Below are 12667 nucleotides of genomic sequence, written 5' to 3' on the forward strand. Positions count from 1 at the left end.
TTTTTTGCGCTTGTCTGAAACAGACCAAATTGAAAATACGCAAATCAGAGCCGCCTCAATTGAGCGGCTTTTTTTATACCCACCATGGCCGCTTAAATCCATCCATTTTTAAGAAATAAGGAATACAGCCATGACCGCTTCAACTAAAATCCACAGCCAAACTCAAATGTTACACACCTGCCGCATGGTCGTTGACAGCAACAGCCACCACAGCATGCCCAACACGCTCACTTTGCCTGATACGCCCGACAGCCTCATCAGCGAAGCCTTAATTCCGCAAGTACGCACCATCGCGACTTTGATTGCCGCAGAACGTCACGATTTCAATCAAAGCAGCCCCAGCGTTTTTACTGATGAAGCAGATTTCTTCGCGGCGCGTATTTTGGTTTTGGGTGTACGCCGTTTCCATTTGGACATTACCCTGCTGCCCATGCTCAAAACCGCCAACAAACGCGCCGAAGCCTTTGCCAAACGCCATCACATGCCCTTCTCTCCCGCTGAAATGCAAATGTCCCTGCACACCCGCCGCCCTGCCAACCTGCTGATTATCGAAACCGAACACGAAATGCCTGCACTGGGCAATCTGGCCGCCAACAGCCGTGCATTTGCCGCGCAACTTTCCAATATTATTTTGTAAAACCACTTGAAAAACAGGGAAATGGTTTAATATTAGGCAAACACACTCCGCCGAAATCTCGGCAAAGACAAACTTCTCTCAGGAAAAACAATGAAAAAACTGATTGCCTTAGCCGCCCTTTCCACTTTCGCCCTTGCTGCCTGCAAAGACAATACCCAGGCGCAACTTGAGCAGCAACAAAAACAAATCGAAGCATTGCAACAACAGTTGGCACAACAAGCAGGCCAACAAGAAGATAATACGGTTTACCAGCTCACGCCTGAAGCCGTGAAAGACACCATTCCTGCCGAGGCACAAGCCAACGGTAACAACGGCCAACCGGTAACCGGTACAGACGGCCAACAATACATCTACGACCAATCCACCGGAAGCTGGCTGCTGCAAAGCTTGGTGGGTACGGCAGCCGGTGCATTTATCGGCAACGCATTGGCCAATAAATTCACACAGGCGCGCAATCAAAACAGCCCGATTGCCCGTCAAGCCCGTGCCAACTATTATCAAAGCGCACGTCCAAACGGACGCACCAGCCAACAGCTGAATACACGCACCCTGCGTGCCCAGCAACAAAACGCCCAGCAGCAACAACGATACCGCGAAACTACGCGTCAGCCTTCCAACTACCGCCGCCCCAGCATGGGCCGAGGCTTTGGCCGTCGCCGCTGATTCGGTTTATATCCTATCTTTCATATAAACATCCCTAATATAAAAGGCCGTCTGAAAACCAGTTATCCTGATTTTTCAGACGGCCTTTAGCCCTTCTCTATTTTCTTATTGCAGACTTGTGGGTCTGTCTGTATGCGTTATGCCCAGAAATCGCGAGGTGCGTCCAATACGGGTTTGACGATACCGGTGCGGACGGCAAAATCGCCGAAACCTTCATCATCGAGTCGGTTTTGCGCCCAATCGGCCACCCAGCCTTCGACAATTTCAAGGATTTCAGGTTCGGTAATATTTTCTTTAAACAGGCGCGGGATGCGTGTGCCTTCTCGGTTGCCGCCTGCGTAAAGGTTGTAGCGGCCGACGGCTTTGCCGACCAAACCGATTTCCGCCAGCATGGCGCGGCCGCAACCATTCGGACAACCGGTTACGCGCAAAACGATGTATTCGTCTTCCAAGCCGTATTTGGCGAACATTTCGTCGATTTTATCGGAGAATGTCGGCAGGAAGCGTTCGGCCTCAGCCATCGCCAGCGGGCAAGTCGGCAAGGCAACGCAAGCCATGGAGTTTTCACGCTGGATGGTAATCGATTTGCTGATAAGGCCATGATCTTTGGCGATTTTATCAATCGTGTCTTTCAATTCGGGCGGTACATTGGCAACCACCAGATTTTGGTTGGCCGTCAGACGGAAGTCGCCGGGATGGATTTTGGCAATTTCACGTACGCCGGTTTTCAAAGGTCTGCCGGGATAATCGAGCAGGCGGCCGTTTTCAATAAACAAAGTCAAATGCCAGTTGCCTTCATGCCCTTGTACCCAGCCTATGTGGTCGCCGCGATGGGTGAATTCGTAAGGGCGGATGGGTTCAAACTTAATGCCCATGCGTCTTTCGACTTCTTCTTTGAACACATCCACGCCGACGCGTTGCAGCGTATAGCGTGTACGCGCTGCTTTGCGGTCGCTGCGGTTACCCCAGTCGCGCTGGGTGCTGACGACGGCTTCAGCGGCATTGAGGGTGTATTCCAGCGGAACGAAACCGAATTCATAGGAAATATTGGGATAAGTTTTGGTATTGCCGTGTTCGCTGGATAAACCGCCGCCGACCAATACATTGAAACCCACCAACTTGCCGTTTTCTGCAATCGCTACAAAACCCAAATCGTTGGAATGAATGTCCACATCATTATCAGGCGGAATCACAACGGCGGTTTTGAATTTGCGCGGCAGATAGGTTTTACCCAAAATCGGCTCTACATCATCGGCAATTTCTTTATTGCGCGGTTCGGTCGGCTCGGTCGTGAACACTTTTTCACCGTCCAACCATACATCGGCATATGCCATGGTACGCGGCAGGAGGTGCATACTGATGCGCGCCGCCCATTCATAGGCTTCTTGGTGCAAAGTGCTTTGTACAGGATTGCTGGTGCACAACACATTACGGTTGACATCGCTGGCTGTGGCAATGGAATCCAGACCCAGTTTGTGTAATGCCTGATGTGCCTGTTTTAAATCGGTTTTCAGAATGCCGTGGTATTGGAAGGTTTGGCGGTTGGTCAGGCGGATAGAGCCGTAAATCGTATTTTCACCGGCAAATTTGTCGATACCCAGCCACTGTTTCGGCGTAATGATGCCGCCGGGCAAACGGCAACGCAACATCATATTTTTTAAAGGCTCAAGCTTTTGTTCGGTACGCTCGGCACGGATATCGCGGTTGTCCTGTTCGTACATGCCGTGGAAGCGGATAAGTTGAAAGTTGTCGGCGGTAAAGCCGCCGGTAAAGTCGTCTTTCAACTCTTCTTTAATGGTGCCGTGCAGATAATCGCTGCGTTCTTTCAAGGCTTCGTTGCCGGAAAGCGGTGTATCAGGCAGCTTGGCGCGCGGGTCGGTCGTGGTAGCAGTCATTGAAGTACTCCTTATTTTTGGTATAGGCGTTACTTTAATGAGGCCGTCTGAAAATGGGAAAGAATGGTTTGTTTGTTTTAAAGACGATTTTGTTATATTGGTTTGGAACATAAAAAGGCCGTCTGAACTTTGCTTTCAGACGGCCTTGATATTGGACGGGACAAACTGATTAGGCTTGTTTGTTCCAACGTTCGATAGATTCTTTGATGACTTGTTTCGCTTCTTCCACATCGCCCCAAGATTCAACTTTAGTGGTACCTGCTTTTTTCAGGTCTTTGTAGTGGTTGAAGTGGAACTCGATTTGTTTGATCAGTTGTTGCGGCAAATCGGCCAAAGTTTTGTAGGCATTGCCGTTGTTGCGGTCGTCGGCCGGAACGCAGACGATTTTGTCGTCCACTTCGCCGTCGTCAACGAATTTCATCACGCCGATAACGCGTGCTTCCAGGAAAATACCGGTTGCCAAAGGCTGCTCGGTAACCAGCAATACGTCCAATTCGTCGCCGTCTTCGTCCAAAGTTTGCGGAATGAAGCCGTAGTTGGTCGGTTTGGCGAAAATTGCCGGTTCAACGCGGTCGAGTTGGAAAGCGGCCAGTTTGCGGTTCCATTCGATTTTGTGGTTGCTGCCTGCTGGGATTTCGTTGACAACGTTGATGATGCCGCCGTCCACGTCGCCCGGGGTCAGGATTTTGTTGAAGTCTGCCATGATGGTTTCCTTTGATTTTAAAGAGAGTCAAACGGCGAAAGTATAGCAAACCCAAGGCCGTCTGAAAATGTGAAACCGTCGTATTCAGACGGCCTTTTTGGCATTCAGCCTTTTGACCAGTTCTAAAATTGCGCGTTTATTGGAAGGGGAAAACACTTTTTCCGCCGCTTCTTCTGCACCAAACCAACCGTAGGCAACGTGTTCGTCCGGTTGCAGGACGATGGGCGTATCGCGTGGAATTTGGGCGGAGAAGATGTGTTCGCGGTTTTCAAAAACGCCTTTGGGATAGCGATGGCGCCAATGATGATATATTTCGTAAACAGTGCTGTCATGCCAGTTTTCCAACTGTCCGTCTGCAAGGCGAATACCGGTTTCTTCCCACACTTCGCGCCATGCGGTTTCTTCAATACGCTCGCCTTCTTCCAAGCTGCCGGTAACCGACTGCCAAAAACCTTGCGGCGCCGTGCGTTCAATCAGCAGGATATTGCCGTCTTCATCATGCAAAACGACCAAAGCGGAAACGGGATACTTCAAAGGCTTGCCGCTCATGACTTATCCTTGCCGGATTGATTGGGGAAGCTGATTTTTTGTAGTAAGTAAGCCGAAAGGTTTTCCATGTCTCACTCAAAAATGGGAATTGATATTCAGACGGCCTTTGCTAGAAATCCGCAAAGGCCGTCTGAAATTATACCTGATTTAACTGCGCCAGTTTCCAAGACACTAGCTCTGCTGCTTCTTCCGGCGAGTTGGCCTTCAATCCTGCTTCGCCAAAATACGAAATTTTAGGCAAATCACACAAAAACTTATCGATGTCTTCTGCCGTCAAAAAACGGCCGTGCAAATCAAATCCGACATTTAAAGCACGCCCTTTGATTTCCGCCATCCTGTCATGCAAATGGCCGTACAAGTGATACCAGCCTTGATAGCAGCCGTCCCATTCCCGAATCGGATAGTGAAAGAGAATCAGCGTATTCTTAATTTCCGGCAATTTGAGTTTCAAATACGGCCGTATGGACGACAGCAGCGGATGGCCGTCATGCTTGGTTTGGCTGCGGAAAAAATCGGCATGCTGCCGAATCACGTGATCATGATTGCCGTAAATCAAGTGATGTTGCCCGTTTAAACGCGACAAAACGCGCTCTATCTGCTTATGGTCGTGGGCAAAGGAAAAATCGCCCAAGTTGTATACCGTATCTTCAGGCGTAACGGTTTCATTCCATGTCTGAATTAAAAATTCATCCATCTGCTCCACGTTATCGAACGGTCGAAATTGCGGGCAAAATTTGGCGATGTTTTTATGTGAGAAATGTAGGTCTGATGTGAAGTAGATTTTGCTCATACCGTGCTTTCTGCGTTGCAGGCTTGAATCGTATCACGCTCGGGCGTATGCTGAGTAATGTTTTTATGTGCTTCAAGGAGTTCGTATGCGTTTGGTTATTGCCGCGCCGGCCAACGGCGCAATATTGAAGGACGCGCTCAAAGCGCATCTGCAAAACGACCCGCGCGTCAGCAGCTTGGTCGATTTATCCTCGCCCGAAGGAACCTATCCACAACTCTCGTTTGCCGCGGCCGAAGAAGTCGCGGCAGGACGCGCCGACCGTGCGTTGCTGATTTGCGGTACAGGCGTGGGCACGGCAATCGCCGCCAATAAGGTGCGCGGCATACGGGCGGCAACGGCGCATGATTTACTCACCCTCCGCGGATCGGTGGAAAACTATAACGCGCAGGTTTTATGTATGGGGCAAAACGTCATCGCCGCCCCGGCCGCTTGGGCATTGGTCGATATCTGGTTGGATTTGCGCCACGACACAAGCAGCAGCTATGCTCCTAAAGTCGGCGAAATCGAAGCGTATGAGCGCGAAAAATAAATACGCATTGCTCCCTATATTTTCAGACGGCCTTACAACTGTCTCAAAAATGCTTGGATAAACGCGATCCTATCCAATTCCGGCATAGCGTTGAACGCTTCCTGATGCTCGTGGATGTAGTCGATTAAAGGATAAAATTCTTCATCGACATGGCGTTTGTCGAGCTTGCGTCCGATGTTGCCTTCGTTGCTTCGTCCCAGAAACTTGGAAATCAAGTAATACGGCGATTTGAGTTTGAACAGCATTTCGCCGTTTTGCGCATCAAATACCATAAAGCCTTCGTGTTCCACGTTTTTCAGACGACCTTTCAGCTCGCCGAACGTGATGTTTTTCAGCGTTTCAGGGCGGCGGATGCCGTATTGCTTGCCGATTTCGTCCAATTCGGCTTCAGTAAACTGACGGCCTGTCGCCACATCGATGCAGCCGATTAAGGTTTCGCCCAATTCTTCGCGGATGATGTGCACGTCTTTCGCGTCTGTGATTTCAAACAAAAAAGTGTGGTTCGGATAAGCGCGGAACAGGGTTTCGTATTGCGCGCAGTGTGCGGCGGTCATGTCCGCGAACGCGCTATCAAGCGAGCCGGTGGTCGAATACAGCACTTTGCCGTCAAACGCCGCGCCGTGGGACGGGTGGTCGTCTGAAAGCGAGACGAAAGTGCAGCAGCCGAGGAAACCGTTTACTTTTACGACCGCATCCACCAATCTATCGTCGCTGATTCGAATCGGATAACGGCTGCCCTTGGCAATACGTTCCGAATAATTGAACACTTTTTTAAACGGGCGCACGATGATGCGGTTGTGCGCGTCGATAATCAAACCGCGCATTTCCAGCAAAGCATCATCAAAGCGGTTGTTATAGAACACGCTGCGTGCGTATTTCAACACGCGCAATTCAGGATAACGTTTGGATGCTTTGGCAGTAAAGTTACGGCTGCCGTGTTGCAGATAATTTTCGGTAACGAAGGTTTGCTGCGCCTCATCAAACACCAGCGGCTTATGCTCGATAGCCTGCATCTGTTCAATTTTTTCTAACTGCTCCGCATTTGCCGGCTGCACGGCCTCGATGTGGATTTCGTTTGCCACTCGGTTTTGGTTCAACTTGATATACGCCGCCAACACGTCATGCTCTTTTACGCCGTGCAGGTTGGGATAGAAATTGTGTAGTCGATAAACTTCTGTTTCAAAACCGCTTTTCTCTGCCTGATCCAATAAATGACGGCAACGCGAAGCTTTTTGGTTGGTATTGGAATGAATGATCAAAATATTTCGATTCGGATTTTGACGTCCAAGTCTCAAAGTTTCAGTCATCAAAGCATTGCCGCGTTTTTGCGCCTTATCCACCGCTTCGCCCGACCAACGATATTCACCATATTCATCGGTAATGAACAAATCGTTTTCAATACGGACCACTTCCGCATCCGGATACTGCGCTTTAAATTCGGCGGCTTTTTGTTCGGCGAAAGTCGATTTTCCCGAACCTTGATGACCGCGGATTAAGATGAATTTTTGCATTTTGTTTCCTTATTCTTTTTCTCAGCTTGTCCTGAATAAATAGGCCGTCTGAAAAATATTTCCCCCCTTTTTTCAGACGGCCTTAGCTTCAGTTCACAACTGCCAACGGCGTTTTCTCAATCTCTTCTACCCAGAAATCTGTACCCATGCCTCGTTCGGCAAAGGAACCGATGAGCGTGAACACTTGATCGGAGAAGCCGCCGATGTTCAAGATATCGTGACGGTTTCGTGCTTGAGCCTGGACGTAGGGCTGGATATCCAGACAAACGAGTTTGGCTTCCGGACAACGTCTTTTCAGAATATCCCACTCTTTCATCAGGCTGGTTGTTGCGCCCCATCCTTGGTTGTCATCTGCCCAACTTTCGTTGTCTGACACGATGACGACCAAATCCACATCGGCTTTTTCACGGTTCAGCATGGCGAGCGGTGCGCTGCAAGCCGTTCCGCCGCCGCCGATATTGGCGAGTTTTTCGGCGTTGGTCATGATGCTGTCGCGCGGATTGAGCTTCACGTTTACTGTGATTTGTTCAAACGGTATCACGCGGGCTTGCGGGTTGGTACGCAACATGGCGGCGGATACGAGTGCGGCAATGTCGATGCAGCGGGTTTTGCTGGTTGCGCTGCCGCGATGGCCGGTAACCGAGCTATGCATAGAACCGGAGACGTCCGGACAAACCACGACTTTGCCTCGGATGGCCGGTACGTTTTGTACGGCGGTTTCCATTGCGTCTTGCAGCGCTTCGCGGATTTCAAACGGCATTTGATTAGATGTTGCCTGATACGCGGTCAGCAATTGGTAAGGCAGGACGCGGGCGCGGGCAATGGCGGTTTCGTCACGCAGTTTTTCTGCCACCATTTTGATGTTTTTGCTTTTGGCAAACACTTCGTGGCGCAGGAAAGTATTCAGATTTTGACGAACCTGCTGCCATGAACCGTTGCGGGCAATCTCTGCCCAGTCGCCGCTGTTCAAGTCTAAAGCGGTGAGCATTTGGAAGGGAACATTGGGCAATGCGCCTTCTCGGCTTTGTTTGTAGTCTTCAAAAGCACGGGTAATGGGTGGCAATGCTTCGCGGTCGTACGGTTTACCGATCAGCCATGCAAACCAGGCGGCACGCCATGCTTCACGCGGTTTGGGGTGCACCATTTTGACCACGTCTGCCAGCGACGGCGAATTGCCGACGGCGGCGTTAAGCAGTTGTTTTTCGGTGGCGGTCAAAAGCCAGGTCTGCATCAGTTTTTTCGGACGATTGCCGAAAGATTTTCTGCCAACTGCGCCGCTGCGGATAATTTGTGCGAAGTTACGCAACATTTTACCGTTGTCCACTACTTGGTCGAATACGCGGGCGAGCATGTTCACGTCTTTTTGTGCCAACACGGCAAGCAAAAGCGCTGGCATGTCTTTCATGAAACCTTTTTGACGGGAATACACGGCAGTTTTGGCGATAAACTCGGCATCCAGGTTTTCTGCCAATTTCAACACTTGGTCAAGCTGGCTTTGGGCATCGGCATAGTAGGTATTGTTCAGACAACCGGTAGCGGCAAGCTGGGCCAGCTGTTGTTTGTGTGTCAGTGTGTAGGCGATGCCGCCGGCTTCGTTATAAGTGTCGGTTTTAGTCAAACGGTTTTTAATAGATTGAAACAAGGTAGTATTAGCCATTTTCATTTTCTTTCATATTGTTGGTTTGAGGCCGTCTGAACTTGTTTTAGCTTTGTTTTTCAGACGGCCTTGAATAGGTGGCAGCATAGCGGCTAAAGATGAAGAGAAGCGTTTTTAACTGAAAGCTAATGTATTCTCTTCCGGGCATCCGCCTACTGCCGTAGGGCGACTAGTTTAATTAGGATCATTCAGGTTTGTAGCAAGGAAGGAATGTAATCCTAATGGCATTCACCCATAAGGGGTGGTACATTGGGCAACAAAGAATGGAGAAATTTTTACGCGCTCTATCCACTGAGCTACTCTGCCATAGTTGGCGGCAGAGACGGGACTCGAACCCGCGACCTCGAGCTTAGCAGGCTGTAATTCCTCCGGCATTTGCCGTTTGTACCGAAAACGGTTTTTATATCGGCCCGCCTGAATATTTCAGACGGCCTTGAATAGGTGGCAGCATAGCGGCTAAAGATGAAGAGAAACGGTTTTAACTGAAAGCTAATGTACTCTCTTCCGGGCATCCGCCTGCTGCCGTAAAAATAATATGGCACGCAACAAGTTTTTCAGGGAAACATGCCTTTACTCTACCAACTGAGCTACTCTGCTATTTTGGATAACAGAGGCAGGACTCGAACCTGCGACACAAGGGTATCCATGTTGTAGTTTCCCCAGGCATTTGCCTGCCATATTGAAAAAGGGTGGGCGACTAAATAAACAAGACGTTCAACGTCTATCAGACGAGACAGGACTCGAACCTGTTAATCCAAATGTAGTCTTGTCGGCATTCGCCCTGTAACCACACCGCAACTAAATTTACGGAAAATTTTTCTCCGGTAACTGTATTTCCCGAAGCATCTGCTGTATCGTTACATTCACAACATAGCCAACAGTGTGCCAAGAATAAAATTTTTATAAAAATAATTTTTAATTGATTGAATATAAATAAAATATATTTTAAAGTAGCTTTTATCGGCAAGAAGCGTAGAATGCTAAAAAATATATTTATAGATAGTTATATAGAAAATAAAATATAAAAGGATATATGATGCGATTCGATGATTTGGACAAACGCCTGCGGTTAAGTAAACGGCAAATTTGTCTTGGGAAAAATAATTTAAAGGCCGTCTGAAACATGAATACCCATCCTAAAAAACAAGTCGCCGTCAGTTTTCTCGGCACGGTATTAGACAGTGGTTTCGGTCAAGGGCGTTGGTTGAAATGGCGGCCGAATGTCGCCATGAATCAGCGTCAAGATTTTCATCTCGACCGCATGGAACTGTTTTATGCGGAAAAATACCGCGAGCTGGCGGATCATGTAAAAGCCGATATTCAGCAGGTGTCGCCGCACACGGTCGTCAATCTCGTGCCTATGGAGCTGGCAAACCCGTGGGATTTCTCCGAGGTTTATACCAAACTGCACGATTGGGCGGCGAGCTATCCATTTGATACGGAAGAAGAAACTTATCTCACCCACATCACCACGGGTACGCACGTTGCCCAAATCTGCCTGTTTTTATTGGTGGAATCTCGTCAAATCCCCGGCGTTCTGTTACAAACCGCTCCGCCCAAAAACCAAAGACGCAGTATGGAGAACGGCAATGTCGGCAGTTATGAAATCATCGATTTAGACTTGGCTCGTTACGACGTACTGGCCGAACGCCTTGCCGCCGTACGCGATGACGCAGTGCGCTACCTAAAAAGCGGCATTTCCACCCAAAACGCCGTCTTCAACCGCATGATTGCCGAAATCGAACAAGTCGCGCTCAACTCTCCTTCCCCCATTCTGCTTTCTGGTCCGACAGGCGCGGGCAAATCTATGCTGGCACGCAGGATTTTTGAATTGAAAAAAGCGCGCCACCTGATTAAAGGCACATTTGTCGATGTAAACTGCGCCACCCTTCGCGGCGACGGCGCAGCATCTGCCCTGTTCGGCCACAAAAAAGGCGCCTTTACCGGCGCGGCGGAAAAACGTGAAGGTTACCTAAAAACTGCCGACGGCGGCGTATTGTTTTTAGATGAAATCGGCGAATTAGGCTTGGACGAACAAGCCATGTTACTCAAAGCCATTGAAGAGAAACACTTTTATCCCGTCGGCAGCGACAGCGAAGTCAAAAGCGACTTCCAGCTCATCGCCGGCACCAACCGCGACCTACGCCACGAAATCCGCGCCGGACGCTTCCGCGAAGACCTGTTCGCCCGCATCAATATTTGGAACTATCCGCTGCCCGCACTCGCTAACCGCCGCGAAGACATCGAGCCCAACGTCGAACACCAGCTCGCCCTAGCTTCGCAAGAACTCGGCCGAACCACCCGCTTCAACAAAGAAGCCCTGGCCGCCTACCTCGACTTCGCCCACTCCAACCAAGCCCCATGGCGCGGTAACTTCCGCGATCTCGCCGCCAGCATCATGCGCCTGGCCACACTCGCGCCGCAAGGCAGGATACAGGTAGAACAAGTCCAAGCCGAAATCGAGCGCCTCAAATGGTTATGGTCGGAAGAATCCTTTTCAGACGGCCTCCTACATAACAGGCCGTCTGAAAAAGAACAAGACTACCCCGATAAAGTCGATTGGGACACATTGGATTTGTTCGACAAACTACAACTGCAACACGTCATCGACGAATGCCGCAAACATCCCAACATGGCCGCCGCCGGCCGTGCATTGTTCAACGTCTCCCGAACAGAAAGAGCAAAAGTCAATGACAGCGACCGATTGAGAAAGTATTTGCAACGGTTTGGACTGGAATGGGGGGATATTTAAATAAAGTGGGCAAGCTAGCTCATTTTAATCGCATTATTTTTTCATCATTTATAAAAAATAAACGGCATCAATCTGATGCCTTTTATTTTCGTTAACATGAAAAATTAACGTTCATACCAACGTTTGGTCGATTCACGAATCACTTCTTTGGTTTACTTCAAAAATGCCGCATGATAGGCAATATGCTCGCCAATAAAACTGGCGATGAAGTAATAGCTATGATCATAGCCTTTGTGGAAGCGCACATCGGCTGGTTGATTTGCCACACGACAGGTTTCGATAAAATCTTCGGTACGCAATTGTGTTGGCAAAAACTCATCTTCCAAGCCCTGATCAATGCGCATACCTTGCACTTTATAGCCTTGTTGAATGAGCGAGCTGGCATCATATTGCTGCCATTTCTCGCGATCTTTTCCTAAATAGGCAGAAAAAGCTTTTTCTCCCCAAGGCACGAGGCTTGGCGACAAAATGGGCGAAAAGGAAGAAACACTTTGATAACGTTCTCGGTTTCGCAATGCCAATACCAATGCGCCATGTCCGCCCATTGAATGTCCCATAATCGAACGTTTGCCGCTGGTAGGAAATTTTTCCTCAATCAGACTAGGCAACTCATTCAAAATATAATCATACATTTGATAATTCGTCGCCCAAGGCTGCTCGGTCGCATTCAGATAGAAGCCCGCACCCTGCCCTAAATCGTAAGCATCATCATTCGGCACTTGTTCTCCGCGAGGGCTGGTATCGGGAGCAACCACAATCACTTGATGTTCTGCCGCATAACGCTGAAAGCCTGATTTGGTAATGAAATTTTGTTCCGTACACGTTAAGCCGGAAAGCCAATAAATCACACCAAGCGGTCGATTCTCCTGATTATCCGGCAAATAGACGGCAAATTTCATTTCGCATTGCAGAGTTTGGGCATGGTGTGCCCAAACTTGTTGCGAACCACCAAAAATTTGATGTTGTTCAATCAGTTTCATC

At 49.2% G+C, this 12667-nt stretch carries 11 protein-coding genes; 4 read left to right on the forward strand and 7 right to left on the reverse strand.

Annotated features, from left to right (window positions below):
* Nucleotides 1-130 precede the first annotated feature (130 nt).
* Together BBP27_RS04735 and BBP27_RS04740 are read left to right on the forward strand one after the other, a co-directional pair.
* Nucleotides 131-637 (forward strand): hypothetical protein, encoded by a 507-nt coding sequence (locus tag BBP27_RS04735; protein WP_036491470.1) that lies wholly within the window; start codon nucleotides 131-133, stop codon nucleotides 635-637.
* Nucleotides 638-727: 90 nt separating this feature from the next.
* Complete coding sequence (locus tag BBP27_RS04740; RefSeq protein WP_188211564.1) at nucleotides 728-1300, forward strand: hypothetical protein; 573 nt, start codon at nucleotides 728-730, stop codon at nucleotides 1298-1300.
* 137 nt (nucleotides 1301-1437) lie between these two features.
* Here BBP27_RS04740 and cysI read toward each other — a convergent pair whose 3' ends face one another.
* The 4 genes from cysI to BBP27_RS04760 all read right to left on the reverse strand — a co-directional run bounded on the left by cysI (nucleotide 1438) and on the right by BBP27_RS04760 (nucleotide 5237).
* Entirely contained in the window at nucleotides 1438-3195 is a 1758-nt protein-coding gene (gene cysI / locus BBP27_RS04745) for an assimilatory sulfite reductase (NADPH) hemoprotein subunit (protein WP_036491464.1), read from the reverse strand.
* A 169-nt stretch (nucleotides 3196-3364) separates the two neighbouring features.
* The gene (locus BBP27_RS04750; protein ID WP_003678634.1) at nucleotides 3365-3898 is read right to left on the reverse strand and encodes an inorganic diphosphatase; all 534 of its coding nucleotides are present in this window, start codon (nucleotides 3896-3898) and stop codon (nucleotides 3365-3367) included.
* Nucleotides 3899-3982: 84 nt separating this feature from the next.
* Entirely contained in the window at nucleotides 3983-4447 is a 465-nt protein-coding gene (nudB, locus tag BBP27_RS04755; RefSeq protein ID WP_070849754.1) for a dihydroneopterin triphosphate diphosphatase, read from the reverse strand.
* Between the two features lie 136 nt (nucleotides 4448-4583).
* Entirely contained in the window at nucleotides 4584-5237 is a 654-nt protein-coding gene (locus tag BBP27_RS04760; protein ID WP_188211563.1) for a metallophosphoesterase, read from the reverse strand.
* An 85-nt stretch (nucleotides 5238-5322) separates the two neighbouring features.
* Here BBP27_RS04760 and BBP27_RS04765 point away from each other — a divergent pair, with 85 nt between their 5' ends.
* Entirely contained in the window at nucleotides 5323-5766 is a 444-nt protein-coding gene (locus BBP27_RS04765; RefSeq protein WP_188211562.1) for an RpiB/LacA/LacB family sugar-phosphate isomerase, read from the forward strand.
* A 32-nt stretch (nucleotides 5767-5798) separates the two neighbouring features.
* Here BBP27_RS04765 and BBP27_RS04770 read toward each other — a convergent pair whose 3' ends face one another.
* Complete coding sequence (locus tag BBP27_RS04770; protein WP_188211561.1) at nucleotides 5799-7277, reverse strand: RNA ligase; 1479 nt, start codon at nucleotides 7275-7277, stop codon at nucleotides 5799-5801.
* Between the two features lie 88 nt (nucleotides 7278-7365).
* Nucleotides 7366-8940: an RNA-binding protein gene (locus tag BBP27_RS04775; RefSeq protein WP_188211560.1), complete on the reverse strand. Its 1575-nt coding sequence runs from the start codon at nucleotides 8938-8940 to the stop codon at nucleotides 7366-7368.
* A 1117-nt stretch (nucleotides 8941-10057) separates the two neighbouring features.
* Here BBP27_RS04775 and rtcR point away from each other — a divergent pair.
* A complete protein-coding gene (rtcR, locus tag BBP27_RS04780; RefSeq protein WP_188211559.1) occupies nucleotides 10058-11686 on the forward strand; it encodes an RNA repair transcriptional activator RtcR in 1629 nt (542 codons plus the stop codon).
* Between the two features lie 152 nt (nucleotides 11687-11838).
* Here the strand turns inward: rtcR and fghA are convergent, their stop codons facing one another.
* Complete coding sequence (gene fghA, locus BBP27_RS04785) at nucleotides 11839-12666, reverse strand: S-formylglutathione hydrolase (RefSeq protein WP_188211558.1); 828 nt, start codon at nucleotides 12664-12666, stop codon at nucleotides 11839-11841.
* Nucleotide 12667: the final 1 nt, after the last annotated feature.

It is taken from the genome of Neisseria sp. RH3002v2g, from assembly GCF_014596425.2.
Lineage (GTDB): Bacteria > Pseudomonadota > Gammaproteobacteria > Burkholderiales > Neisseriaceae > Neisseria.

Coding starts and splice junctions, on each gene's coding strand:
- BBP27_RS04735 (WP_036491470.1), top strand. CDS start 131: ATGACCGCTTCAACTAAAATCCACAGCCAAACTCAAATGTTACACACC.
- BBP27_RS04740 (WP_188211564.1), top strand. CDS start 728: ATGAAAAAACTGATTGCCTTAGCCGCCCTTTCCACTTTCGCCCTTGCT.
- cysI (WP_036491464.1), bottom strand. CDS start 3,195: ATGACTGCTACCACGACCGACCCGCGCGCCAAGCTGCCTGATACACCG.
- BBP27_RS04750 (WP_003678634.1), bottom strand. CDS start 3,898: ATGGCAGACTTCAACAAAATCCTGACCCCGGGCGACGTGGACGGCGGC.
- nudB (WP_070849754.1), bottom strand. CDS start 4,447: ATGAGCGGCAAGCCTTTGAAGTATCCCGTTTCCGCTTTGGTCGTTTTG.
- BBP27_RS04760 (WP_188211563.1), bottom strand. CDS start 5,237: ATGAGCAAAATCTACTTCACATCAGACCTACATTTCTCACATAAAAAC.
- BBP27_RS04765 (WP_188211562.1), top strand. CDS start 5,323: ATGCGTTTGGTTATTGCCGCGCCGGCCAACGGCGCAATATTGAAGGAC.
- BBP27_RS04770 (WP_188211561.1), bottom strand. CDS start 7,277: ATGCAAAAATTCATCTTAATCCGCGGTCATCAAGGTTCGGGAAAATCG.
- BBP27_RS04775 (WP_188211560.1), bottom strand. CDS start 8,940: ATGAAAATGGCTAATACTACCTTGTTTCAATCTATTAAAAACCGTTTG.
- rtcR (WP_188211559.1), top strand. CDS start 10,058: ATGAATACCCATCCTAAAAAACAAGTCGCCGTCAGTTTTCTCGGCACG.
- fghA (WP_188211558.1), bottom strand. CDS start 12,666: ATGAAACTGATTGAACAACATCAAATTTTTGGTGGTTCGCAACAAGTT.